Origin of the sequence: Rhodococcus baikonurensis (genome assembly GCF_040489275.1) — a bacterium.
Lineage (GTDB): Bacteria > Actinomycetota > Actinomycetes > Mycobacteriales > Mycobacteriaceae > Rhodococcus_F > Rhodococcus_F baikonurensis.
In genome coordinates this window covers 251,579-273,527 of sequence record NZ_JBEUOQ010000001.1, presented here as the reverse complement: position 1 = coordinate 273,527, position 21,949 = coordinate 251,579, and the positions used below count along the sequence as shown (strand labels likewise).

The 21,949-nt window shown below is 61.3% G+C and carries 22 protein-coding genes; 10 read left to right on the top strand and 12 right to left on the bottom strand.

Annotated elements, in window-relative coordinates; all coding sequences use genetic code 11:
- Nucleotide 1: 1 nt before the first annotated feature.
- The gene (locus ABWI03_RS01360) at nt 2-640 is read right to left on the bottom strand and encodes a TetR/AcrR family transcriptional regulator (RefSeq protein ID WP_214883112.1); all 639 of its coding nucleotides are present in this window, start codon (nt 638-640) and stop codon (nt 2-4) included.
- Between the two features lie 94 nt (nt 641-734).
- On the opposite strand from ABWI03_RS01360, the gene ABWI03_RS01355 reads away from it, so the two are divergent.
- From ABWI03_RS01355 to ABWI03_RS01325, 7 genes are all read left to right on the top strand, one after another.
- Nucleotides 735-1,196, top strand: a complete 462-nt coding sequence (locus tag ABWI03_RS01355; RefSeq protein WP_296551871.1) for a MaoC family dehydratase — start codon at nt 735-737, stop codon at nt 1,194-1,196.
- 28 nt (nt 1,197-1,224) lie between these two features.
- Entirely contained in the window at nt 1,225-2,397 is a 1,173-nt protein-coding gene (locus ABWI03_RS01350) for an acyl-CoA dehydrogenase family protein (RefSeq protein WP_296551870.1), read from the top strand.
- A gap of 9 nt (nt 2,398-2,406) precedes the next feature.
- Nucleotides 2,407-3,540, top strand: coding sequence for an acyl-CoA dehydrogenase family protein (locus ABWI03_RS01345; RefSeq protein ID WP_296551869.1), 1,134 nt, complete (start codon nt 2,407-2,409; stop codon nt 3,538-3,540).
- Between the two features lie 132 nt (nt 3,541-3,672).
- The gene (gene htpG / locus ABWI03_RS01340; protein ID WP_124567785.1) at nt 3,673-5,601 is read left to right on the top strand and encodes a molecular chaperone HtpG; all 1,929 of its coding nucleotides are present in this window, start codon (nt 3,673-3,675) and stop codon (nt 5,599-5,601) included.
- A gap of 171 nt (nt 5,602-5,772) precedes the next feature.
- A complete protein-coding gene (locus tag ABWI03_RS01335) occupies nt 5,773-6,312 on the top strand; it encodes a DinB family protein (protein ID WP_124567784.1) in 540 nt (179 codons plus the stop codon).
- Between the two features lie 92 nt (nt 6,313-6,404).
- Entirely contained in the window at nt 6,405-7,985 is a 1,581-nt protein-coding gene (locus ABWI03_RS01330) for an FAD-binding oxidoreductase (protein WP_298777768.1), read from the top strand.
- The gene (locus ABWI03_RS01325; protein ID WP_003940547.1) at nt 7,982-8,899 is read left to right on the top strand and encodes a diacylglycerol kinase; all 918 of its coding nucleotides are present in this window, start codon (nt 7,982-7,984) and stop codon (nt 8,897-8,899) included. The genes ABWI03_RS01330 and ABWI03_RS01325 overlap by 4 nt, the downstream gene beginning before the upstream one ends.
- Nucleotides 8,900-9,066: 167 nt before the next feature.
- Here the strand turns inward: ABWI03_RS01325 and ABWI03_RS01320 are convergent, their stop codons facing one another.
- The 3 genes from ABWI03_RS01320 to ABWI03_RS01310 all read right to left on the bottom strand — a co-directional run bounded on the left by ABWI03_RS01320 (nt 9,067) and on the right by ABWI03_RS01310 (nt 10,118).
- The gene (locus ABWI03_RS01320; protein ID WP_256063007.1) at nt 9,067-9,198 is read right to left on the bottom strand and encodes a hypothetical protein; all 132 of its coding nucleotides are present in this window, start codon (nt 9,196-9,198) and stop codon (nt 9,067-9,069) included.
- A 261-nt stretch (nt 9,199-9,459) separates the two neighbouring features.
- A complete protein-coding gene (locus tag ABWI03_RS01315) occupies nt 9,460-9,582 on the bottom strand; it encodes a hypothetical protein (RefSeq protein ID WP_256063008.1) in 123 nt (40 codons plus the stop codon).
- Nucleotides 9,583-9,593: 11 nt separating this feature from the next.
- Entirely contained in the window at nt 9,594-10,118 is a 525-nt protein-coding gene (locus ABWI03_RS01310) for a hypothetical protein (protein WP_133727071.1), read from the bottom strand.
- Between the two features lie 965 nt (nt 10,119-11,083).
- Between ABWI03_RS01310 and ABWI03_RS01305 the strand changes: the two genes are divergently transcribed.
- The gene (locus ABWI03_RS01305) at nt 11,084-11,770 is read left to right on the top strand and encodes a TetR/AcrR family transcriptional regulator (protein WP_298777177.1); all 687 of its coding nucleotides are present in this window, start codon (nt 11,084-11,086) and stop codon (nt 11,768-11,770) included.
- Between the two features lie 6 nt (nt 11,771-11,776).
- On the opposite strand, the gene ABWI03_RS01300 is transcribed toward ABWI03_RS01305, so the two are convergent.
- Nucleotides 11,777-12,961, bottom strand: a complete 1,185-nt coding sequence (locus tag ABWI03_RS01300) for a metallophosphoesterase (RefSeq protein WP_298777178.1) — start codon at nt 12,959-12,961, stop codon at nt 11,777-11,779.
- Nucleotides 12,962-13,082: 121 nt separating this feature from the next.
- Between ABWI03_RS01300 and ABWI03_RS01295 the strand changes: the two genes are divergently transcribed.
- Nucleotides 13,083-13,712, top strand: coding sequence for a GyrI-like domain-containing protein (locus ABWI03_RS01295; RefSeq protein WP_298777179.1), 630 nt, complete (start codon nt 13,083-13,085; stop codon nt 13,710-13,712).
- Nucleotides 13,713-13,715: 3 nt separating this feature from the next.
- Here the strand turns inward: ABWI03_RS01295 and ABWI03_RS01290 are convergent, their stop codons facing one another.
- The 6 genes from ABWI03_RS01290 to ABWI03_RS01265 form a co-directional block, all read right to left on the bottom strand.
- Nucleotides 13,716-14,108, bottom strand: coding sequence for an RNA-binding S4 domain-containing protein (locus ABWI03_RS01290; RefSeq protein ID WP_029256216.1), 393 nt, complete (start codon nt 14,106-14,108; stop codon nt 13,716-13,718).
- 24 nt (nt 14,109-14,132) lie between these two features.
- Nucleotides 14,133-15,035, bottom strand: a complete 903-nt coding sequence (locus tag ABWI03_RS01285) for an oxygenase MpaB family protein (protein WP_298777180.1) — start codon at nt 15,033-15,035, stop codon at nt 14,133-14,135.
- A gap of 138 nt (nt 15,036-15,173) precedes the next feature.
- On the bottom strand, nt 15,174-16,022 hold the full coding sequence (locus ABWI03_RS01280) for a 3-hydroxybutyryl-CoA dehydrogenase (RefSeq protein ID WP_020909078.1): 849 nt from the start codon (nt 16,020-16,022) through the stop codon (nt 15,174-15,176).
- Between the two features lie 92 nt (nt 16,023-16,114).
- The gene (locus ABWI03_RS01275; protein WP_003939784.1) at nt 16,115-17,272 is read right to left on the bottom strand and encodes an acyl-CoA dehydrogenase; all 1,158 of its coding nucleotides are present in this window, start codon (nt 17,270-17,272) and stop codon (nt 16,115-16,117) included.
- 159 nt (nt 17,273-17,431) lie between these two features.
- Nucleotides 17,432-18,124: a TetR family transcriptional regulator gene (locus ABWI03_RS01270; RefSeq protein ID WP_298777181.1), complete on the bottom strand. Its 693-nt coding sequence runs from the start codon at nt 18,122-18,124 to the stop codon at nt 17,432-17,434.
- Between the two features lie 72 nt (nt 18,125-18,196).
- Nucleotides 18,197-18,817 carry a TetR/AcrR family transcriptional regulator gene (locus tag ABWI03_RS01265; RefSeq protein ID WP_298777182.1) on the bottom strand — a complete coding sequence of 207 codons (621 nt, stop codon included), beginning with the start codon at nt 18,815-18,817 and terminating at the stop codon, nt 18,197-18,199.
- Nucleotides 18,818-18,907: 90 nt separating this feature from the next.
- Between ABWI03_RS01265 and ABWI03_RS01260 the strand changes: the two genes are divergently transcribed.
- Complete coding sequence (locus tag ABWI03_RS01260) at nt 18,908-20,275, top strand: cytochrome P450 (RefSeq protein WP_095968536.1); 1,368 nt, start codon at nt 18,908-18,910, stop codon at nt 20,273-20,275.
- Nucleotides 20,276-20,290: 15 nt separating this feature from the next.
- On the opposite strand, the gene ABWI03_RS01255 is transcribed toward ABWI03_RS01260, so the two are convergent.
- Complete coding sequence (locus ABWI03_RS01255) at nt 20,291-21,895, bottom strand: AMP-binding protein (RefSeq protein WP_298777183.1); 1,605 nt, start codon at nt 21,893-21,895, stop codon at nt 20,291-20,293.
- Nucleotides 21,896-21,949 lie beyond the last annotated feature (54 nt).

Genomic DNA, 21,949 nt, shown 5'->3' with positions numbered 1-21,949 from the left:
ACTACTCTGAAGTGTGCTGCAGCAGTGCATATTTGGCTTCCAGCCCGTCCAACAGGGATTCCAGCGCGAGTTCGAAACTGGCACCGTCGATTTCCGCAGCACGCTCGCGTAGCAGGTGTGCTCGCGTGAGGTGCGGGTAACGCTCGGCGTAGATCGCCGGATCGTCCACGAATCCGCCGGAGAACGTCGCTGTCGCAGCACCCATGACCACGTACTTGACGGAAGCGCCGATCAGCGTTGCCGTGCGCTGCGGCCATCCGGCCCGCACCAGGCCGCCATGGATGGCGTTGGCGCGGTCAAGGGCGATGGGCCTGACGCTCGGACCGTAGGCCAAGTAGGGAACGATGTTGGGATGCTTGCCCAGGGCCGCATGGTAGGACCGCGCCCACGTGCGCAGCGCACCGCGCCAATCGTCTGAGTCGAAGCCGCTCACGTCGACGGACTCCATGATGACGTTCGCGACGTCGTCCAGTAATTCGTCCTTGTTGGCGTAATGGCTGTACAGCGACGGTGCCTGCACGCCGAGGACGGTGGCGAGTTTGCGCATCGAGAAGTCTGTCAAACCGTGCTCGTCCACCAGTTTCAGGGCGGTGTCCCTGATGATCGGCTTGCTCAGTAGTGGAACCCGCGGTCGCGCCATCGCACAGAAACCTTTCGTCTGAGTACTGGACAACCTTACACTGTGAGTTTATTATCCAATTAACCTAACAGTGTTCGGGAACGTGGAGGATCAGATGACACGGGTGTTCGAGAACAAGTCAGATCTCCTGGGGGCGGTCGGTGAAATGCTGGGCTCGAGCGAGTGGGTCGAGGTCACCCGCGAGATGGTCCATCAATTCGCCGACGCGACCGGTGATCATCAGTGGATCCACGTCGACGACGAAAGGGCAAGGCGTGAATCACCTTTCGGTGGTCCGATTGCCCACGGGTATCTGACCCTCTCGCTCCTGCCGCTTCTGTCGAAGTCCGTGTACCGCATCGACGGGGCGAAGATGGTCATCAATTACGGGTCCGACAAGGTTCGATTCCCGAGTCCGGTGCCTGTCGGAGCCAAGGTTCGAAACACTGCAGTGCTCTCCGCGATCGAAGAGTTGCCGAACGGTTCGATGCAGAGTCAGATTACCAACACCGTCGAGATCGAAGGCGTGGACAAGCCCGCCGTTGTTGCGCAGACCGTCGCACGAATCTTGTTCTGAATTCCTGACATAAGAAAGCAGACTCCACATGAATCTCGAATTGACCGGTGAGGAAGTTGCGTTCCGCGAGGAGATGCGAAAGTTCTTCACCACGGAATTTTCGCCCGAACTTCGTGCACGTGCAGCAGGATTCGGAAAGCTGACGCGTGAAGACATCGTTTCGGGCCAACAGATTCTGAACGCTCACGGACTGGCGGTTCCGCACTGGCCGGTCGAATGGGGCGGCAAGGACTGGACTCCGGTACAGCGCCACATTTATTCCGAGGAAATGCAGTTGGCGTCGGTACCCAACCCGTTGCCGTTCAACGTGAGCATGGTTGGCCCCGTTATCGCGGCCTTCGGCTCGCAGGAGCAGAAGGAGAAGTTTCTCCCGGCGACGGCCAACGCCGATATCTGGTGGTGCCAGGGTTTTTCGGAACCAGAAGCAGGCTCGGATCTCGCTTCACTCAAGACGGCCGCTGTCCGTGACGGCGCGGATTACATCGTCAACGGTCAGAAGACGTGGACTACACTCGCGCAGCACGCCGAGTGGATCTTCTGTCTGGTGCGGACAGATGCCAGTGCCCAGAAGCGGCAGGCAGGAATTTCGTTCCTGCTCATCGATCTGGCAACTCCCGGCATCACGGTTCGCCCCATCAAACTGATCGACGGCAGCGTCGAGGTCAACGAAGTGTTCTTCGACAACGTCCGCGTACCTGCGGAAAATCTTGTCGGCGAGGAGAACAAGGGCTGGGACTACGCCAAGTTCCTGCTCGGCAACGAACGCACGGGGGTCACACGGGTCGGGTTCTCCAAAACCCTTGTCGCCACGGCAAAAGAGAAGGCGCGGGAGGTCCGCGTCGGAAAAGGCACACTCCTCGAGGATCCGTTGTTCGCGGCTCGGTTGGCTGAGCTGGAAAACGAACTGCTTGCACTGGATCTGACTCAACTGCGAGTTGTGGCGAGTTCGGCAGACGGAAAGCCGAATCCGGCATCGTCGCTGCTCAAGCTCCGTGGCTCTGAATTGCAGCAGGCGGCAACGGAATTGCTGATGGATGTTGCGGGTCCGGACTCGTTGCCGGTGAACACGGCCGAGATCGACTCGCCGGAGTGGGCGCAGCAGGCGGCGCCGCGCTACCTGAACTACCGGAAGGTTTCCATCTACAGCGGATCAAGTGAGGTGCAGCGCTCCATCATTGCCTCCTCGATCCTCGGATTGTGAGCATCTGACATGAATTTCGAACTCGACGACGAACAGACGATGCTTCGCGACACAACGCGCGAATTACTCAGCCGCAGCTACGACGCGGAGAAGCGCAACGCCACCTCGGCCACTGACGAGGGATGGAATGCCTCGGTGTGGAAGCAGTTCGCCGAACTCGGGCTGCTCGGCCTACCATTCGCGGAGGCCGACGGCGGGATGGGCGCTGGGCCGGTCGAGACCATGGTGGTGATGACCGAACTGGGCCGCGCGCTTGCACCCGAGCCGTATTTGGGTGGTGTTCTGATCCCCGGCGGTTTGATTGCTGCGATCGGTTCGGCAGATCAGCGGGCGCGACTCCTGCCGGTGCTCAGCGACGGAACCACTTTGTCGGCCTTTGCCCATACGGAACCTGGCACGCGCTGGCCGGTCGCCACTGTCACGACCGCGGCCTCGCAGGCGGGATCGGGGTGGACGATCACCGGCGTCAAGAACCCGGTCCTGCAGGGCGACAGCGCGCACGTCGTGATCGTCAGCGCCGCACTTCCAGGCGGCGGCACCGGGCTCTTCCTGGTGGATGCAGAAGGTGCGGGTGTCACCCGGACTGCGTACGCCACCCACGACGGCCGTCGCGGTGCGCAGTTCACGTTCACCGATGCCGCGGCCGAACAACTTGGTGAGGGCGGCGATGTCACGGCGGCGATCGTCGAAGCAGAGGTCCGGGCGCAGGCAGCTCTGTGTGCCGAGGCCATCGGAATCATGACCGAAGCGCTCCGACTGACGACGGATTATCTGAAGCAGCGCAAGCAGTTCGGTGTTCCGCTCGCGAAGTTCCAGACGCTGACGCATCGTGCGGCCGACATGTACGTCGCTCTCGAACTGGCGAGCAGCATGAGTCTGTACGCCACCATGGCCATCGCCGACGGTGTGATCGATCCGACCATCGCGTCGCGAGCGAAGCTGGCTGTCGGTCGCGCTGCGCATCAGATCGGTCAGGAAGCAATTCAGATGCACGGTGGTATCGGAATGACGGCCGAGTATCCGGTCGGGCACTACGTCTCGCGGCTGGTGGCCATCGAACACACTCTGGGCGCTTCGGACGATCACCTCAGGGTGCTGGCCGGCGGCGTCTCGCACTATTCGATGGTGAACGTCACCGAGTAGATCGGTGGGTGAAGATAACGGGAGGTCATGCGCAGGTCGCGTGGCCTCCCCTTGTCCGTGCGGGGGGCGGCCCGCGGCATTCGAGGTCGAGTAAAATCCCTGTGATCAGTCCGAGAAGAGAAAGGGATCGAAGTGACCGCGCATACCGAGCAGCTCGAGTTCCAAGCAGAAACACGTCAGCTGCTGGATCTGATGGTTCATTCAATCTATACGAACAAGGACAGCTTCCTTCGTGAGTTGATCTCCAACGCTTCGGACGCGCTGGACAAACTCCGCCTCGAGTCGTACCAGGACAAAGACCTCGACGTCGACGTCTCCGATCTGCATATCGAGATCGACATCGACAAGGCGGCACGCACCCTGACCATCCGCGACAACGGCATCGGAATGTCGCGTGACGAGGTCGTCGACCTGATCGGCACGCTCGCCAAGTCCGGTACCGCCGAGGTGCGTCGTAAGCTCAAGGAAGCCAAGGATGCAGCGGCATCCGAAGAACTGATCGGTCAGTTCGGCATCGGCTTCTACTCCACGTTCATGGTGGCGGACAAGGTCACGTTGCTGACCCGTCGCGCCGGTGAAGATCACGCGACGCGCTGGGAGTCGACCGGCGAAGGCACGTACACGCTCGAGCATGTGAACGAGGCGCCGCAGGGCAGCTCCGTGACCCTGCACCTGATGCCCGAGGATTCCGAGAACGGCCTGCACGACTACACGTCGGAATGGAAGATCAAGGAACTGGTCAAGAAGTACTCCGACTTCATCGCGTGGCCCATCCGCATGGATGTCGCTCGTACGTCGACGCCGGCGGAGGGCGAAGAGCCCGAGGTCACCATCGAGACCGAGACGATCAACTCGATGAAGGCTCTGTGGACTCGCTCCAAGGACGAGGTGTCCGAGGACGAGTACAAGGAGTTCTACAAGCACGTCAGCCACGCCTGGGACGAGCCTCTCGAGGTCATCCCGATGAAGGCCGAAGGTACTTTCGAATACCAAGCGCTGCTGTTCATTCCGTCGACGGCGCCGTTCGATCTGTTCATGCGTGAGCGCAAGGCCGGCATCCACCTCTACGTCAAGCGCGTCTTCATCATGGACGACTGCGAAGAGTTGGTGCCCGATTACCTGCGCTTCGTCAAGGGTGTGGTCGACGCACAAGACCTCTCGCTCAACGTCTCTCGTGAAATTCTGCAGCAGGACCGGCAGATCGCTGCCATCCGTCGTCGTCTGACCAAGAAGGTCCTCTCGACCATCAAGGACATGAAGGCGAACGAGCCCGAGAAGTACTCGACCTTCTGGACGGAGTTCGGGCGCGCGCTCAAGGAAGGCCTGATGGCCGATGCCGACAACCGTAAGACCTTGCTCGACGTCTCGTCCTTCGCCTCGACCAACAGCGAAGAGGGCGTGACCACTCTCGCGGAGTACGTTGAGCGAATGAAGGACGGTCAGGAACAGATCTACTTCATGACCGGCGAATCTCGTCACCTCATCGAAAGCTCCCCGCACATGGAGGCTTTCAAGGCCAAGGGCCTCGAGGTTCTGGTTCTCACCGACCCCGTGGACGAGATGTGGGTCGACGCCGTCTCGGACTTCGACGGCAAGACCTTCCAGTCGATCGCCAAGGGCGAGGTCGACCTCGACACCGAGGACGAGAAGAAGGCGGCCGAGGCCGAGCGCGAAGAGAAGGAGAAGGAATTCGGCGAGTTGCTGACGTGGCTGACCGAAACCCTGTCCGACGACATCAAGGAAACGCGTCTGTCGACGCGACTGACCACGTCGGCCGCCTGCATCGTCGGCGACGCGTTCAGCATGTCTCCGACGCTCGAGAAGATGTACAAGGCTTCGGGTCAGCCTGTTCCGCACAGCAAGCGCATCCTCGAGCTCAACCCGGAGCACCCTCTTGTTTCGGGGCTGCGGGAGGCGCAGGCCGCCAACGACAATGCGGAGAACCTGACGGAGACGGCTCAGTTGCTCTACGGCATGGCGTTGCTTGCCGAGGGCGGCGAGCTCAGCGACCCGGCGCACTTCACGCGCCTGCTGGCCGATCGATTGGCCCGCACGGTCTGATCTCGCGCAGTCCTATTTCGTCGTAGCTCGCTGGAACTCCCGGCACTCACCTTCATGGGTGAGTGCCGGGAGTTTTTTCTTGATCGTTTTCTATTGAGGACCGTTTCTGTCCGCAATGACTTCTAACGTAGTTCTCACAGGGCAAGGAACCCACGAGCGAAGGAAAACATCATGAACGCACCGACTGCCACCGTCACCGGCGAGCGCGCGGATCTCCTCCAGAGCCTGCGTCAGCATCGCGAATTCCTGCTCTTCACCGTCAAGAACCTCACCGACGACCAGGCTGCTTCGAGGCCGACCGTGAGCGAACTGTGCCTCGGCGGATTGGTCAAGCATGTAGGTCAGGCAGAAAAGGGTTGGGTCGACTTCATTCTGGAAGGGCCGGCCGGACTTGGTGGTGACTTCGACCCGACCCAGTGGTCGGAAGAGATGCAGCAGGAACGGGCGAACGAATTTGCCATGGTCGAGGGTGAGACCTTGGCAAGCATCGTGTCCGAATACGAGGGGATCGCGGCGAGGACCGACGAGTTGGTGGCCTCGCTGGACAGCCTCGACATCTCGCATCCACTGCCGTCGGCGCCGTGGTTCGAAGTGGGAGCTCGCTGGTCAGCGCGGCGCGCACTGCTGCACATCATCGCCGAGACGGCCCAGCATGCGGGCCACGCGGACATGCTTCGTGAAGCCATCGACGGATCCAAGACGATGGGTTGATCGACAGCTCGATCAACCGGGATGTTTACACATCACACAAATATGTAACACTAGTGTCTATGAGCACCGAAAAGTCTGCCTTGCAACCGCCGATGCAGTGGGACGCCTGGGGCGATCCGACCAAGAAGCGTGAACTGTCGGACGCAGTCACATCACTGTTGACCGGATTTCTCGGTGTCTCCGCACCGACGCGATCGCGCCTCGCGATCGAAGACGTCCAGGTGGTTCCGTCCGCTATGGCTCAGTCGCACGTCGAAGCGCTGGCCGGGCTGGTCGGGGCGGAGTACGTCAGCACCAAGGATTCGGATCGAATCCTTCGGGCCGGTGGCAAGAGCACCCCGGATCTGCTCCGCCGTCGTAGCGCCGAGCCGCAGGACGCACCGGACGTAGTCGTCACTCCAGGGACAGACGCAGAGGTCGAACAGGTTCTCCGATACTGCTCTGCCAACCGGATCGCAGTGGTCCCGTTCGGTGGTGGCACCAGCGTCGTCGGCGGGCTCGATCCCATTCGTGACGGGTTCGACGCAGTTCTATCTCTCGATCTGCGCAGGTTCGATCAGCTCGTCGGGTTGGACGAGGAATCGGGTATCGCGACGTTCGGCGGCGGAACCACCGGTCCACGCGCCGAGGAGCTTCTGCGTGAGAACGGCTTCTCGGTGGGGCACTTCCCGCAGAGCTTCCTGTTCGCCACTCTGGGCGGGTTCGCCGCCACCCGTTCTTCGGGGCAGGCGTCGGCTGGATACGGGCGCTTCGAGGACATGGTTCAGGGCCTCACCGTTGTCACCCCGAGTGGCGTGATCGAGACCGGGCGTGCGCCGGCATCCGCTGCAGGCCCCGATCTGGGTGAGCTTTTTGTCGGCTCCGAGGGCACGTTCGGCGTCATCACGCACGTGCGTGTAAGGGTTCACCGCCTGCCCGAAACCACCGTGCGCGAGGGATGGAGCTTCCCCGACTTCGCTACCGGCGCAGCCGCATTGCGTGAGCTGGTTCAGGAAGGATCGGCTCCGACCGTCCTGCGGTTGTCCGACGAGGCCGAGAGTGGCGTGAATCTGGCGACCACCGACAAGATCGGTGAGAACGCCTTCACCGGTGGTTGCCTCGGGATCACCACCTACGAGGGCACGGCTTCGCACACCGCTGAACGGATGGCGGAGGCCCGCGCAATTCTCACCGCTCACGGCGGAACTTCGCTCGGTGAGGAGCCCGGAAACAGTTGGGAGCACGGGCGATTCGATGCACCGTATCTGCGTGACGCTCTCCTCGATGTCGGTGCGCTGTGTGAAACCCTCGAGACGGCAACCACCTGGGGCAACCTCGCGAACCTGCGCTCCTCGGTCACCGAGGCACTGACGAAGGCTCTCGTCGAGCAGGGTACTCAGCCGCTCGTCATGTGCCACATTTCGCACACCTACAAGACCGGCGCTTCGCTGTACTTCACAGTGGTCAGCGCGCAGACCGAAGACCCGATCGCTCAGTGGCACAAGGCGAAGACTGCCGCGGGCGATGCGATCATTTCGGCCGGCGGCACGATCACCCATCATCATGCAGTCGGCGCTGATCATCGCCCGTGGATGAAGGACGAGATCGGCGAATTGGGCGCGAATATCCTTCGCGCAGTGAAGAATGCAGTGGACCCTGCCGGCATCCTCAATCCTGGAAAGCTGATTCCGTGACCGAAACCCGCAGTCAGATCGAGAAGGTTACCGTCCTGATCAATCCGATGGCGGGGCATGGTCACGCGCCTGCGGCCGGACGCAAAGGTGTTGCGCGACTGCGTGCTCGGGGAGTTGCCGTCACCGAGATCATCGGAACCGACGCCGACGACGCCAAGAAGTTGGCGCGTCGTGCGATCGAGGAAGGTACCGACGCGCTGGTGGTGGTCGGCGGCGACGGCGCCATCAGTATCGGATTGCAGGCTGCTGCCTTGACCGACACGCCGATCGGACTCATCCCGGCAGGCACCGGCAACGATCACGCCCGTGAGTTCGGTATTCCCACAGGTGATCCCGAGGCAGCAGCCGATGTGATCGCCGACGGCGTCGTGCAGCAGTCCGATCTGGCGAAGATCACGCTGGCCGACGGTTCCGTCGTCTGGTCGGGAACTATCATCGCCAGTGGATTCGACTCGCTGGTCAGCGAGCGGGCCAATCGGATGTCCTGGCCCAAGGGGCCGATGCGCTACAACCTGGCGATGCTTGCCGAGTTGGCGAAGATGAAGCCGTTGCCGTACCGGATCGAACTCGACGACGAGGTCATCACGGTGGACGCGACGCTGGTCGCAGTCGGTAACGGGCGTTCGTACGGTGGCGGCATGCTCATCACCCCGGGCGCGTCGAAGTCGGATGGGTTGCTGGATCTGACCGTCGTCGGGCATGGTTCGAGGTTGCGTCTGGTGCGCCTGTTTCCGCGGGTGTACAAGGGAACTCACGTCTCCTTGGATGCGGTGCAGACGTATCGGTCGAAGAAGGTGCGGTTGGTCTCCGAGGGCATCATCGCCTACGCGGACGGCGATCGGGTGGGGCCGTTGCCCATCACGATCGAGGCAGTTCCCATGGCGCTCAACATCTTGACGCACACTCGGATCTGAGTCGGTTCTGCCGGTCACGCGCAGGTATGGGGCACGCCTCCGTCGAACCGCGAGGCCAACTGAACAGCATTGAGGCCGACCAGGCTGGTCTGGTGACAAACGAATTTCGTTCCGCACCAGACCAGCCCGCCAGACCACACTCATATTGAGAGTGTTAGAACATCTTTTCAGTCGGCGCTTGCCGACTCCAGACTTCCCCACCCGGCGCCTTCACTGGATGCTGTGTTGAGGCCGAACAAACCGATGGTGATGAGACCGGCGATCAGCGCCGCTACATTTGAAAAGTAGTCAGACGACATCGTATTGCACCTCAGCCTTTCTTAGGATAGCGCGGGGATCAACTCAGCGATTGGCCCCAACGAGCCCATCCATGAGTCGAATACCACCGCAAGGAGGTCGAGAACTACTGCCTGCAAAGACATTGCGCGGTTGTTCCTTTCACTGGGGGATGAACCCGAACGATAGGTTCAGAGGGGTCCGGATCAGAAGATCGAACATCATAGGGAGCATCTGCGTCACCGTCTGGCCCAACGATGACGTGGCCTCGGCAATAGATCCCATCACTGCGCTCCGCTCGAATAATTGTTGGACGACATCGCGTTCAGGCCGTCGATCGAACCGCCCAGCACGGGTGCTACCCCGGAAATGAAAGCACCCATCAGGGCGACGAATACTGCAAGCATTCAAAGGTCCTTTACGAGACGGTGAAATGGAAGTTGTATGCCGACAGCCATATCAAGTGCTTGTGAGCAAGGAAGGTCGAGGTGCCGATGTGGGTGGTGCCCGCATTGGACCAGGGGTTAGCGCTCGTGACGGTTGTCGGCGGAGTCGTAGTTGGTAGCGTGGCAGTGTTGAGCGTCAGTTCGACGTATCCACCGTTGTTGACAACGACATCGGACAAGCTCGAATTCGCATTGACACAGTACTTTCCGTTGGCGTCGGTCGCCGTGGAGGTGCCGGTAAAGACCGGTACGGTCGGGGTTGCCGACGTCGGGTCATACAAGTTACCGGTGATCGTGACACCCGCGACTCCGGTGGAGCCGGAGCCTGAGGGCGGAGCCGAGTTCGAATTCCAGGTCCCTTTATAGACGTTGCCGCACAGTTGGTAGTTGGTTGTGGGTACCGAGTTCGCCGCTGCTGCGGATGCGGGCCCTGCGAATGCGAGGGTGGCGACTGAGGCCAGTGCTGCGGCCCCGAGTCCGATCTGCTTGATTTTCATACTGAGTGATTCCTCACTGGTGAGATCTCGTGCGTATGTACATTTCCTCCGCTTGTGTGCGGGTCGGGCCGATGTCGCGACCTCAGTTGCACCCCGTGTGACGTATGAATCGGGCTGTACATTCGATAGGCCCGCTTTGTGACAGGCAAGACGATAACCCGAAAAACTGAAACCTGTATCCGTTTTTTGAATTCTTCTTTCCGCGCTGGATGCTGGCGATTTGCCACTCGACGGAAACGTGAAGGTGTGTCCAAGATCGTCAGTTGGCCAAAGTTTAAACCGTAAACTCGTAGGGCAAGCAGAATGAATTTCGCACCTTCGTGGGCAGGTGCGAACTGGGAGATAATTCTCTATTGGGAGCCTTGTCAAGTCGACGTTCAGAATTGACTACAAGTTGCGCCTCTTGTGGAAAATTCCGTGATCATCATCGAATCATCGGAAAATTGTTCAAGAGAGCTGTTTGAGGCCGCCAAAAGTATATTTAGGTAGGGAGTTTCAGTATTTCGAAATTGGGTGACTAGTCGTGGGTTGACCTATCGGCCAGGAGCCTTCTGGGGATTCTATGTCGGTGCTGAAAACCTATGCATTAACGTCTGCTTCGTTAAGAAAATTTCCCGCTTGTGACTAATACCTTTGGTGGGTATCGGAATTCAATTGTTAATACTTTTGGTGAATTTATAGAAAGTTTGATTGCAACTTTTGGCGGGTGTCAGTCCATTTCGCAGTGAATTTGCGGCAGCGATTGAGGTGTCGCGGAAGATGGGATTAAGCGCACTGTGATTGCGTTGCCCTTCATCTGACGCGGTGCAGACGTACCGATCGAATAAGGTGCGGTTGGTCTCTGAGAGTGCCGCCATCGCGTCGTACGGAACGACATTGTGGTGGGCGGTGGCGCAGCATGCACCTTTGGACAATTGACCCGCAGGGCAGCAAACAATAGAACGATGGTCTGATAATCTTGCGTGATGGTGGCGACCCATGGATTCCAGCGCGCGCGCAGGCCCGAGCAGATCGAAGCACGTCGGTGCGCGATTCTCGACGCAGCTCGCGCGATGCTCGGGTCCAAGCCAGTCGCAGACATCAGTCTGCGTGAGCTCAGTGAGAGCGTCGGCCTCGCGAAGTCGAACGTGCTCCGGTACTTCGACAGTCGCGAAGCCATCTTTCTCGAAGTGCTCGACGAGAACTGGGTTGCGTGGTTGGACGGGTTGTCCGAGTCGTTGACTCCGGCCGGTGACGACTCGCCATACGCCCCTGAAATTCATGTCGCATCCGCGGTTGCGGAATCGCTTGTCGGACAGCGATTGCTGTGCGAGTTGATGAGCGTCATGGCCGGGGTCCTCGAAAGAAACATCTCCGTCGTCTTCGCCCGCGACTTCAAGAAGCGGGCGACGGTCAACTCGGGAAGGTTTGCATCGCTGGTTCATTCACAGCTGCCCCACCTCTCGGAAGGCGACGCGGCACAATTCGCCAAGGTGACCCTGGTGATCGTTGCCGGCTTGTGGCCCACGGCCGAGCCTGCCGAATCCATCGTCGTCGTGCTGAACGAGATGCAGGCGCCCCCAGCTGCCGACATGTTCGCAGTCGGCCTGCGCGAAGGCCTGATCAACCAGCTCGTCGGGTTGTCGGCGCGAGCGGCAACCCGAACGAGCTGAGAACGATCAGGCGCTGTGTAGCGTCAGAACGGTGATCTCGCTCGGTGCGAACACTCGGAATGGTGGACCCCAGAAGCCGGTTCCGCGGCTGGTGTACAGCTGCGTACGTTCTCCGTGCCGGGTGAGCCCGTGCACCGAAGGTTGATCGAGTTTGACCAGAAGGTTGAAAGGCCAGATCTGTCCGCCGTGAGTATGGCCCGCGAGCTGCAGATCGACTCCCGCAGAAGCGGACTGAGTAACCTGCTTCGGTTGGTGGGCGAGCATCAGAATCGGCAATTCGGGGTCGGAGCCGGCCAGGGCCATGTCGAAGTTCGCGCCGTGCCCGTCCAGTTTCGATCCCAGAGCGGTGGCGTCGTCGACACCGGCGATGACCAGATTGTCGCCGCCCTTGGTGACCACGAGGTGCCTGTTGTGCAACGCGTCCCAGCCGATCGAGGTCATGTAGTCCAGCCACTCCTGGGCCTCGTGGAAATACTCGTGATTGCCGGTGACGTAGACGCGAGCGAGTCCGGCTTCGACCGATGCGAGGGGGCTGGCTTGGCCGAGGCGCTGCGCCACTGTTCCGTCGGCGATGTCACCGACGTGGGCCACGATGTCGGCATCGAGATCGTTGACCGCCGCGATGACGCGCTGCGACCACTTCTCACGATTGATCGGCCCGAAATGGGTGTCCGTAATTGCGACTACCCGAAGCTTGTCCATCCCCGCACCAAGGCGGGGGATGGTGACGTCGACATGCTTGATCCGTGGCAGACGCATGGCTTCCCGATAGCCCCAGATCAGCAGAACGGCCGAGGTGATCAGGGCCGCAACGGCAACGATTCTCGATCGAAGCGGGTCATCCACGCCGCCGACGAGCAATCCGAGTCTCAGGACTTCGCCGAGCAACGTCCACACGAACACGACCCAGATGATTCCGAGGAGTGCGTCGCCGACCAGGCGAATGGGATCACGATCGGTGTGTCCGTGGCTGAGCACCATGGTGACAGGCAGAGTGACCAGGAGGGCGGCAAACAGAACGGTGCCGAAGACTGTGACTGCCGTCGGCCAGTCCGGTCGGACGAACAAGCTCCACCACGGATACACGAACAGTAGAGCCAAGATCGACGCGACAATCGCCGAAATAGCCACGATCCGCAACGGTCTGCGACGTGCTGCTGGGGCGACGTCGGTCGTCTGGTGTGTAGTCACCCCGTCCAGAGTAAAGGTCCACTGGTCTATTAACAAGGGGACGCTGGTTCGCTATTCGGTTGTCGGCACCTTCGGCTAGTTTCCTGATGTTGAACTTGGTCCGAGCTCAGGTAGGTGCCGCATGGAGAAGTACGACGTCAAAAAGGTCTACAAGGAACTCTATTCGCCCGGGCGCCGCGATTTTGCCCTCGTGACCGTTCCACGCTTCGGCTACTTCGCTGTCGACGGTCACGGCGACCCCAACACTGCCACCGAGTACTCCGAGGCGCTCGAAGCGCTGTATTCGGTGTCCTACTCGGCAAAATTCGCTAGCAAGAAGGAATTGGATCGCGACTTCGTCGTTGGCCCGCTGGAAGGGTTGTGGCGGGCAGATGATCCCGAGGTGTTCGTGACACGGGACAAGGCGGCTTGGGATTGGACGATGATGATCTCGCAACCGGAATGGATCGCTCAGGCCGAACTGTCTGCGGCGATCGCCTCAGTTCGAGCCAAAGCGGTCCGCGCCAAGAAGAACGTGGCGGCTTTGGACAAGGTGCGGTTCCTCGAATTGGAGGAGGGCCTGTCCGTCCAGATTCTTCACGTAGGTTCCTACGACGACGAGGCCCCCACCTTGGACCGCTTGCACAACACGTTCATCCCGTCGAACGGCTTCAGTTTCAACGGCGATCATCACGAGATCTACCTCAGTGATGCGCGCCGGACGCCGCCCGAGAAACTGAAGACGGTTCTGCGTCAGCCTGTTTCGAGGTAGCAATCAGGGCTCGAGGCCGCGCAACTTCTCGAGGTCGCGTCGCTCTCGCTTGGTCGGTCTGCCGGCGCCGCGATCACGTCGCGGAATGGACGCAATCAGTTCGGGCGGTGGTGGGGGCGGCGAATTGTCCTGCAGGCAATCGGCGGCCAGCACCGCGCTGACTCGCTTCGTGATCGGCTTGACCACGACGACAATGCGTTCGATGCCGGATACACGCACCCGCACCTCGTCGCCGGCTTTCACCTGCTGAGCCGCCTTTGCCGACGTTCCATTGACCCGAACGTGTCCCGATCGGCAGGCCGTCGCCGCCTGCGAGCGTGTCTTGAACAGCCGAACCGCCCACGTCCAGCTGTCCACGCGGACACTGATCGCGTCGGAGGGGAGTTGGGCTGGCACGCACTCCAGCCTACCGACGAGTGCTCACAGACCCTGCGCGCGGATGCCCGAGTAGGCGCGCGGTGCATACCGCAGTCGTAGCGGCAGCAGATGCCAGAACCGATCTGTCAATGTCAGGAAGCGGGCGAACCAGAAGTACATCCGTTCGTCGCGCGGCGTCCATTCCCATTCAAGGGTCTTGCGTGCCTTCTCCGGCATCAGTGCCTTGCCGATCCAGTTCGCCACGGCCATCGTGGGGCGAGAGCTAAGACGCCACAGCCACGTCGGAACCTTCGGAGCCGGTGCGATGTCGTGCTCGGCGATGCGCGTCGACCATTTTGTGGTGTGGGTGTTGATCAGGTGGTTGTCGAGCATGTCTTCCCAATACGTGCGGAAGCCGGCGTAGTCGTCGAAAGCCGGTCGATCGGTGAGTCCGTAACAGCGCCACCAAGTTACGGCCTCACGGACAAGTTGGTCCTTCTGCTCCTGCGTGAACTTCTTGTACGCGAATCGCTCGTTGAAATCGAGAATCACCTCGAAGAACGTGACGTGTGTCCACCAGAAAGTGTCAGGAGTGAGGGCGTGGTAGCGCCCGCCGGTTTCGTCGATTCCTTTGAGATCGGTGTGGAAGTTGCGAACGAGCGTGCCTGTGCCCTCTTCGGTCCGGTCGTACACGACGCCGTAGATGGGCGGCAGTGAGCGGAACAGGCGGTCGAGCGGATTGTCGAAGAAATTCGAATGATCTTGCAGCGCTCCGCTTACCGCGGGGTGCATGTTCTGCAGGGTGCCTGCGCGTCCGAGGTACAGCAGGCCGCGAACGTCGCCGAAGTGCGTCCACGTCAGGGAGCCGGGGCCGATCGGATCGGCTCGTAGTTCTCGAGGCTTCGATCGACGAGTGTCCGTGTCTGCATCGCTGCTCATCTGGGTGGCCCCTCCGCCTGCGCTCATGTGACAACGGTTGTTGTCACATGATGACTTTTGCTGCGCCACGCGAATTTGTCAATGGATTCGACAAGATCTGTCCGAAACAACTCCGGCCCCTCACCTGCAACAGGTAAGGGGCCGGAAAGAGTGAAGCGGGCGGTCTCAGGCGTATTCGTAGAAGCCGCGACCGGTCTTCTTTCCGAGGCGACCGGCGTCGACCATGCGACGAAGCAGCGCCGGCGGAGCGTAATGCGGTTCTGCGAATTCCGCGTACAGGGACTCGGCTGCTGCGAGGGCAATGTCGAGACCGACGGTGTCGAGGAGCGTCAGCGGGCCCATCGGGTAGCCGCAGCCGCCCTTCATGGCCTCGTCGATGTCTTCTGCTGTGGCGTAGCCGGATTCGAGCATCCGGACTGCCTGGCACAGGTACGGGATGAGCAGAGCGTTGACGATGAAGCCCGAGCGGTCGCCCGCGCGGACCGTCTTCTTACGCAACGTGTTCTTGGCGTAGTCGGTGACGGCGAGGACGGTCTCTTCGGACGTCGTGAGGCTGACCACGATCTCCACGAGCGGCATGACCGGCACGGGGTTGAAGAAGTGAACGCCCACAACCTGGCCGGGGCGCGAGGTGGCCTTGGCGATCTTGATGACGGGGATCGACGAGGTGTTGGTCGCCAGAATGCCTGCAGGCTTGACGATCTTGTCGAGCTTGCCGAAGATCTCGTACTTGAGAGCTTCGATCTCGGGAGCGGCCTCGATCACCAGATCGCGATCGGCGAACTCTTCCATGTCCAGGGTGACGCGAACGCGTGCGATGGCGGCGTCGGCGTCTTCCTGCGTGATCTTGCCCTTGGCTACGCCGCGGTTGATCGACTTGGCGATCCGTTCGCGAGCAGCGGCGGCAAATTCTTCCTTGGTTTCGAGCACCAGTACCGAGCTACCGGCTTTTGCACAAACTTCGGCAATGCCGGCACCCATGGTGCCGCCGCCGATTACGCCTACGAGTTCCACGATTCTCCTCAAGATTCTTCAGACAGGGGACAAGCCCCCGTGCGCGGTTAAGGAGTCTATGGACTGCCTAACCGCGCACAGGGCCGGAGGCCCTACTTCAGCAGCGCACGCGACATCACGACGCGCTGAATCTGGTTGGTGCCCTCGTAGATCTGCGTGATCTTGGCGTCGCGCATCATGCGCTCGACCGGGAAATCGGTGGTGTAGCCGGCGCCACCGAACAGCTGAACGGCGTCGGTGGTGACCTCCATGGCAACGTCCGAAGCGAAGCACTTGGCGGCGGCGGAGATGAAGCCGAGGTTCTTCTCGCCGCGCTCGGCGCGAGCTGCGGAGGTGTAGACCATCAGGCGTGCTGCTTCGACCTTCATCGCCATGTCGGCGAGCATGAACTGAACAGCCTGGAAGTCGCTGATGGACTTGCCGAACTGCTTGCGGTCCTTGGTGTATGCAAGGGCCGCGTCGAGTGCGCCCTGGGCGAGACCGACAGCCTGTGCGCCGATGGTGGGACGCGTGTGGTCGAGGGTCTCGAGTGCCGTCTTGAAGCCGGTGCCCGGCTCGCCGATGATGCGGTCGCCGGGGATGCGGCAGTTCTCGAAGTACAGCTCAGCGGTGGGGGAGCCCTTGATGCCGAGCTTCTTTTCCTTCGGTCCGACGACAAAGCCCTCGTCGTCTTTGTGGACCATGAAGGAGGAGATGCCGTTTGCACCCTTGTCGGGATCTGTGACAGCCATGACGGTGTACCAGGTCGACTTGCCGCCGTTGGTGATCCAGCACTTGGAGCCGTTGAGGATCCAGTCGTCGCCATCAGCCTTCGCGCGGGTACGCATCGAGGCCGCGTCGGATCCGGCTTCACGCTCGGACAGCGCGTACGACGCCATTCCGCCGTTGACCAGATCCGGGAGCACCTTGGACTTGAGCTCTTCGGAACCCTTGAGGATCAGGCCCATGGTGCCGAGCTTGTTCACGGCGGGGATCAGCGAGGAGGAGCCACAGACGCGGGCAACTTCCTCGATGACGATGCAGGTGGCGACGGAGTCGGCGCCCTGGCCGTCGTAAGCCTCGGGAACGTGGATGGCGTTGAAGCCCGACGCGTTGAGAGCGGTGAGTGCTTCCTCGGGGAAGCGTGCGTTCTCGTCGACGTCCTTGGCGTACGGCGCGATTTCCTTCTCGGAGAGTCCGCGGATAGCAGCCCGCAGTTCGTCGTGCTCTTCGTTCAACGCGAAGAGATTGAAATCCGGGTTTCCTGCCATGGGAACGCTCCTTGGTGAAGGTGGCTTGAAGGCGGTTGGTGCGGCTCCGGCGTTACCGACGAGATTCGCGGACAGACCGGTGCCAATGACCCCAGTCAAACACGGCACTGAGTGCCAGGTCAAGGGATGGGTGTGTGAAGTTTCGGTGCACGAGGAGTGTCAGCCGAGTTGTTCGTGGATCTTTCTGCTGATCTCCTCGGCAGAAGTGCCCGGGGGAAATGCTACTACCAGCACGGACTTCGATTCCGGCGCGCTGGTCTTGGATCCAGGGGCCACGCCGTACGTCCGCCGAACGTCGAGCAGTGCTTGACTCAGCGCATCGGCCGTGGCGTCCTCGTCACCCTTGATCATGCTTCGCAGGAGGTAGTTGTGGCACGCGGTGACAGCTGCGGCAAAACCGACAACCTCGAGGACAGGTTCGCGGGGGACAGCGCTGCGTAGGTAGTCGACGAAGAGGCGCTCGTAACGGAATCCGGTGACGAGCTCGCGGTCGCGAAGAGCGGGGACGTGCTGTACGACGCGGTATCGCCGCATCGACAGGTCACGGTTCCGGCGGAAGAAATCGAAGACCAGTCCCGCCGCGTCGCACACCGATGCCCAGGGGTCGGCGGAATCGGACGCCAGGAACTCGGCCACGTGTTCGAGGAGGGACTCGTGATCGGCGAAGATCACGTCTTCCTTGGAGCGGAACTGCCGGAAGAACGTCCGACGTGACACGCCCGCGGCAGCGGCGATCTGCTCGACGGTGGTGGCTTCGTACCCGTTCTCCGAGAACAACCGAATCGCTTGAGACGCGACGTGTACCCGAAACTGTGCGGGGTCAGTTCCGGGCAGGTCTGCGCGTTCACTCATGGGGTCAAGTATTGCGCCTGTTCGCACCATCCCGGTGTGGCGGGCGGTATCCGGATGCCGATCAGTTCCATCTCAACGGTGAGCGGTGGACGTGAATTGGTAAGTTGCCGCCTCGACGATCTCGTCAGGGGTGATGGCGATCTCCTCGTTCAACCACGCGGTGACCAATTCGGCAAGGCCCCCGACGAAGAGCAGTCCGTTGATCTGACCTTGATGAGGTGGCCAAGCTCGGTCGCCGTACATTCGCGTGGCTTCGTCCGCGACCATCTGGGCGAAGCCGTGCAGTACCGCGCGCCGGTGTGCGCGAAGCGGTTCGTATGCAGCGGATTCGATCATTGCCACACGCCCCTTGCGGGGATCGTCGGTGAGGAGGGTGACGAACGACGCGATGGCATCTCGTACGCGCTGCTCGAGCGTCCCGTCGCTCGCTCGTAGTGCGGTCAGGCCGGCGTCGCGAACCTCGTCGGCAATTCCGTCCAGGATTGTTTTCAGCAGTTCGTCTCTGCTGGAAAAACTTTCGTAGAAGTAGCGTTCCGTCAACTTCGCTCGCGCACAGATCGCGGTCATCGTGGCGCCTCGACTGCCCGCGGCCGCGAACAGTTCCAACCCTGCCTCGAGCAAGCTCTCGCGCCGCAGTGCTGAGCGCTGGTCGCCGCTCAGGCCGGCATACCGCCGCGGCGTAGGAGAAGTCATAGGTCGATATTGACAGACGCATGGGTGTGACGCAGACTACAGTCAATCTGACAGGGGCTACTGTCAGATTGAGCGAGAATAGAGGTCACAGTGTCCAAGATCCTGGCTCGTCCCCCCATGAACTCGCAGTTGCAACCGATTTCGGGCCGTTCCGGGCTGCCCCTGGTCGGACACGCGCTCGCCTACATTCGCGATCCGCTCGCCCTGATGCAAGAGAATTGGGATCGATTCGGCGAGGTGTCCTGGTTCTCGATGGTCGGTCGGAAATGGATCGCTGTACTCGGGCCTGACGCGTGTCAGGAGGTGCTGCAGAACAAGGATCGGGCATTCGTCAACAGCGACGGCTGGTCGGTACTTATCGGCCCCTTCTTTCACGGCGGGCTGATGCTGCTCGATTCGGAGGAACATCTACGACACCGTCGAATCATGCAGCAGGCGTTCACCCGGACACGGATCGAGAAGTCTGTCGACGCTCTCAATCCCGCAATCGACTCGGCGCTCGACGCGTGGTCGCCCACTGACGAATTCCGTGCCTACACGGCATTGAAGACACTGACCCTCGATCTCGCGACCGACATCTTCATGGGCGGGGTGGAAGGAAGCACCGAGAGTGAAATATCCTCGGTGAAGAAGGCTTTCGTCGATTGTGTCCAGGCAGCAACCTCTCTGATCCGCTACCCGGTGCCGGGGACGCGATGGAAGCGCGGCCTGGACGGCCGGCGGGTTCTCGAGGAGTTCTTCCGTCGGTACCTGCCGGCGCGTCGAAATCTCGAAACCGACGACCTCTTCTCCGTACTCTGTCACATCGAATCCGAAGCGGGACAACGCTTCAGCGACGACGAAGTGATCGATCACATGATCTTTCTCCTGATGGCCGCACACGACACTTCGACGATCACCCTGTCCACGATGATGCAGTACCTGGGGCAACACCCGAAGTGGCAGGACAGGTGCCGCGCCGAGTCGCTCGCCCTGGCGACCTCGACGCCGAGTTATGCAGATCTGGACGGCCTGAGCAGCCTTGACCTGGTGATGAAGGAATGCCTCCGACTCGTCTCGCCCGTACCGGTCATGGCGCGGCGAGCGGTCCGCGACACTCGAGTACGCGGTCACTTCGTGCCTGCGGGAACGTATGTTTCCGTCGCCCCTCACTTCACACACCACATGGCGCAGTACTGGCCCGATCCCGAGCGTTTCGATCCCGAGCGTTTCGCCGAGAATCGACGCGAAGACAAGGTTCATCGGTACGCGTGGGAGCCGTTCGGGGGTGGAGTGCACAAATGTCTGGGGATGCACTTCGCCGGCGCCGAGATCAAGGCGATCATGCACCACCTCCTCACGCGCTTCGACTGGAACGTCGACGCAGATTACGTCGCTCCGCTCGACTTCACGTCGTTGCCTTTCCCTTCGGACGGGCAACCTGTCGATCTGCGCCGGCGATATTCTCCGGTGCGCTGAGACCCGTCGGCCGAGTTACTTCGACGCACGCAGTTCGAACTTGAGAACCTTGCCTGTCGGGGTGCGCGGAAGGTCGAGCGGGAAGACGATGTCGCGGGGAACCTTGTACCCGGCCAGCAAGGTGCGGGTGTGCTCGACGATCTCTTCTGCCGAAGCCTGCAATCCCTTGCCCAGCACCACGAATGCCTTCGGACGCTCGCCCCACTTCTCGTCGGGAACGCCGACGACTGCCACGTCGACCACGGCCGGGTGACTCATGATCGCCTGCTCCACCTCGACCGTGGAAATGTTCTCGCCGCCCGAGATGATGATGTCCTTCGCGCGGTCCTTGAGCTGAATGTAACCGTCGGGATGCATGACGCCGAGGTCGCCGGAATGGAACCAACCACCGGCAAACGCTTCGGCGGTCGCGGTCTCGTCTCGGTAGTACCCGAGCATCACGTTGTTGCCGCGGAGCACGATCTCACCCATCGTCCGACCGTCGGCGGGAACGTCGTTCATCTCGGCATCGACAACGCGGGCATTTTCGGCCTGCACCATGCCGACTCCCTGGCGGGAGAGCAGTGCGGTGCGCTCGGACTGCGGCTTGTCGTCCCAGGCTTCCTGGTACTCGCAGATCGTGTACGGACCGTACACCTCGGTGAGGCCGTAGACGTGAACGACGGTGACGCCGATGTCTTCGAGTTTTCCGATGATCGTCGGCGACGGCGGAGCCCCGGCCGTCGTGATGCGTAGTGCGTCGACCTTGTGGGCCTGCTCGGCATCCGCGATGGTCGAGCAGACGGTGGGGGCGCCGCACAGATGCGTCACGCCCAGATTGTCGATGGCATCCCAGATCGCGTCGGCGCGGACCGCACGGAGGCAGATGTGTGTGCCGGCGGCCTGGGTGACGGCCCAGGGCGTGCACCACCCGTTGCAGTGGAACATCGGCAGCGTCCACAGGTACTTCGTCGATCCGTCGAAGCCGTTGTGGAAGGTCTCGCCGAGCGAGTTCAGGTACGCCCCGCGGTGGGAGTACATGACGCCCTTGGGTTTTCCGGTGGTGCCCGAGGTGTAGTTGATGGCGATGCACTGCTGCTCGTCGTCGACGCCCCAGTGCAATGGCTGATCGGCGAGTGCTTCGGCTTCGGCAATCAGATCGGCGTACTGCCCGGTGACGATTGCGGCGGGGACCTCCGGGTACGGCACGGTGGAGTCCGGGATCTCGATGATCTCGCGAAGGCTTGCGACGTTTGTCTTGGACGAGGAGACGGAGCCGACGAATTCGGAGTCGACGAACAGGATCGCGGTTCCCGAATGATCGAGGATGTACTCGAGCTCAGGTCCGGCGAGACGCGAGTTCAGGGCGATCAGGACCCCACCGGCGAGCGGGACGGCAAAATGCGCGAACAGCATCTCGGGAACGTTCGGCGCCAGGTATGCAACGCGGTCACCGGGCTGGATGCGCTCACGTAGGACGCGGGCCAGCGCGGCGACCTCGTCGCCGAACTCTCGGTACGTGTACGTCCGGTCGCCGTGAACTACGGCGGTGCGATCGGGGAACACCGCAGCGCTGCGCTCGAGAAAGCGCAGCGGACTGAGCGGGGTGTTGTTGGCTGCGAGAGCTTTCGAGACAGACACGGTTCCTCCGAAGGCGACGTGACACGGTTGGTGTCACGATAAGTGTGATCGGCA

What these genes read in the sequence shown, in the direction of transcription:
- ABWI03_RS01355 (WP_296551871.1), top strand. Translation starts at nt 735, where the DNA reads ATGACACGGGTGTTCGAGAACAAGTCAGATCTCCTGGGGGCGGTCGGT.
- ABWI03_RS01305 (WP_298777177.1), top strand. Translation starts at nt 11,084, where the DNA reads ATGGTGGCGACCCATGGATTCCAGCGCGCGCGCAGGCCCGAGCAGATC.
- ABWI03_RS01360 (WP_214883112.1), bottom strand. Translation starts at nt 640, where the DNA reads ATGGCGCGACCGCGGGTTCCACTACTGAGCAAGCCGATCATCAGGGAC.
- ABWI03_RS01270 (WP_298777181.1), bottom strand. Translation starts at nt 18,124, where the DNA reads ATGAGTGAACGCGCAGACCTGCCCGGAACTGACCCCGCACAGTTTCGG.
- ABWI03_RS01345 (WP_296551869.1), top strand. Translation starts at nt 2,407, where the DNA reads ATGAATTTCGAACTCGACGACGAACAGACGATGCTTCGCGACACAACG.
- ABWI03_RS01335 (WP_124567784.1), top strand. Translation starts at nt 5,773, where the DNA reads ATGAACGCACCGACTGCCACCGTCACCGGCGAGCGCGCGGATCTCCTC.
- ABWI03_RS01320 (WP_256063007.1), bottom strand. Translation starts at nt 9,198, where the DNA reads ATGTCGTCTGACTACTTTTCAAATGTAGCGGCGCTGATCGCCGGTCTC.
- ABWI03_RS01285 (WP_298777180.1), bottom strand. Translation starts at nt 15,035, where the DNA reads ATGAGCGCAGGCGGAGGGGCCACCCAGATGAGCAGCGATGCAGACACG.
- ABWI03_RS01275 (WP_003939784.1), bottom strand. Translation starts at nt 17,272, where the DNA reads ATGGCAGGAAACCCGGATTTCAATCTCTTCGCGTTGAACGAAGAGCAC.
- ABWI03_RS01295 (WP_298777179.1), top strand. Translation starts at nt 13,083, where the DNA reads ATGGAGAAGTACGACGTCAAAAAGGTCTACAAGGAACTCTATTCGCCC.
- ABWI03_RS01265 (WP_298777182.1), bottom strand. Translation starts at nt 18,817, where the DNA reads ATGACTTCTCCTACGCCGCGGCGGTATGCCGGCCTGAGCGGCGACCAG.
- ABWI03_RS01310 (WP_133727071.1), bottom strand. Translation starts at nt 10,118, where the DNA reads ATGAAAATCAAGCAGATCGGACTCGGGGCCGCAGCACTGGCCTCAGTC.
- ABWI03_RS01315 (WP_256063008.1), bottom strand. Translation starts at nt 9,582, where the DNA reads ATGCTTGCAGTATTCGTCGCCCTGATGGGTGCTTTCATTTCCGGGGTA.
- ABWI03_RS01350 (WP_296551870.1), top strand. Translation starts at nt 1,225, where the DNA reads ATGAATCTCGAATTGACCGGTGAGGAAGTTGCGTTCCGCGAGGAGATG.
- ABWI03_RS01330 (WP_298777768.1), top strand. Translation starts at nt 6,405, where the DNA reads ATGCAGTGGGACGCCTGGGGCGATCCGACCAAGAAGCGTGAACTGTCG.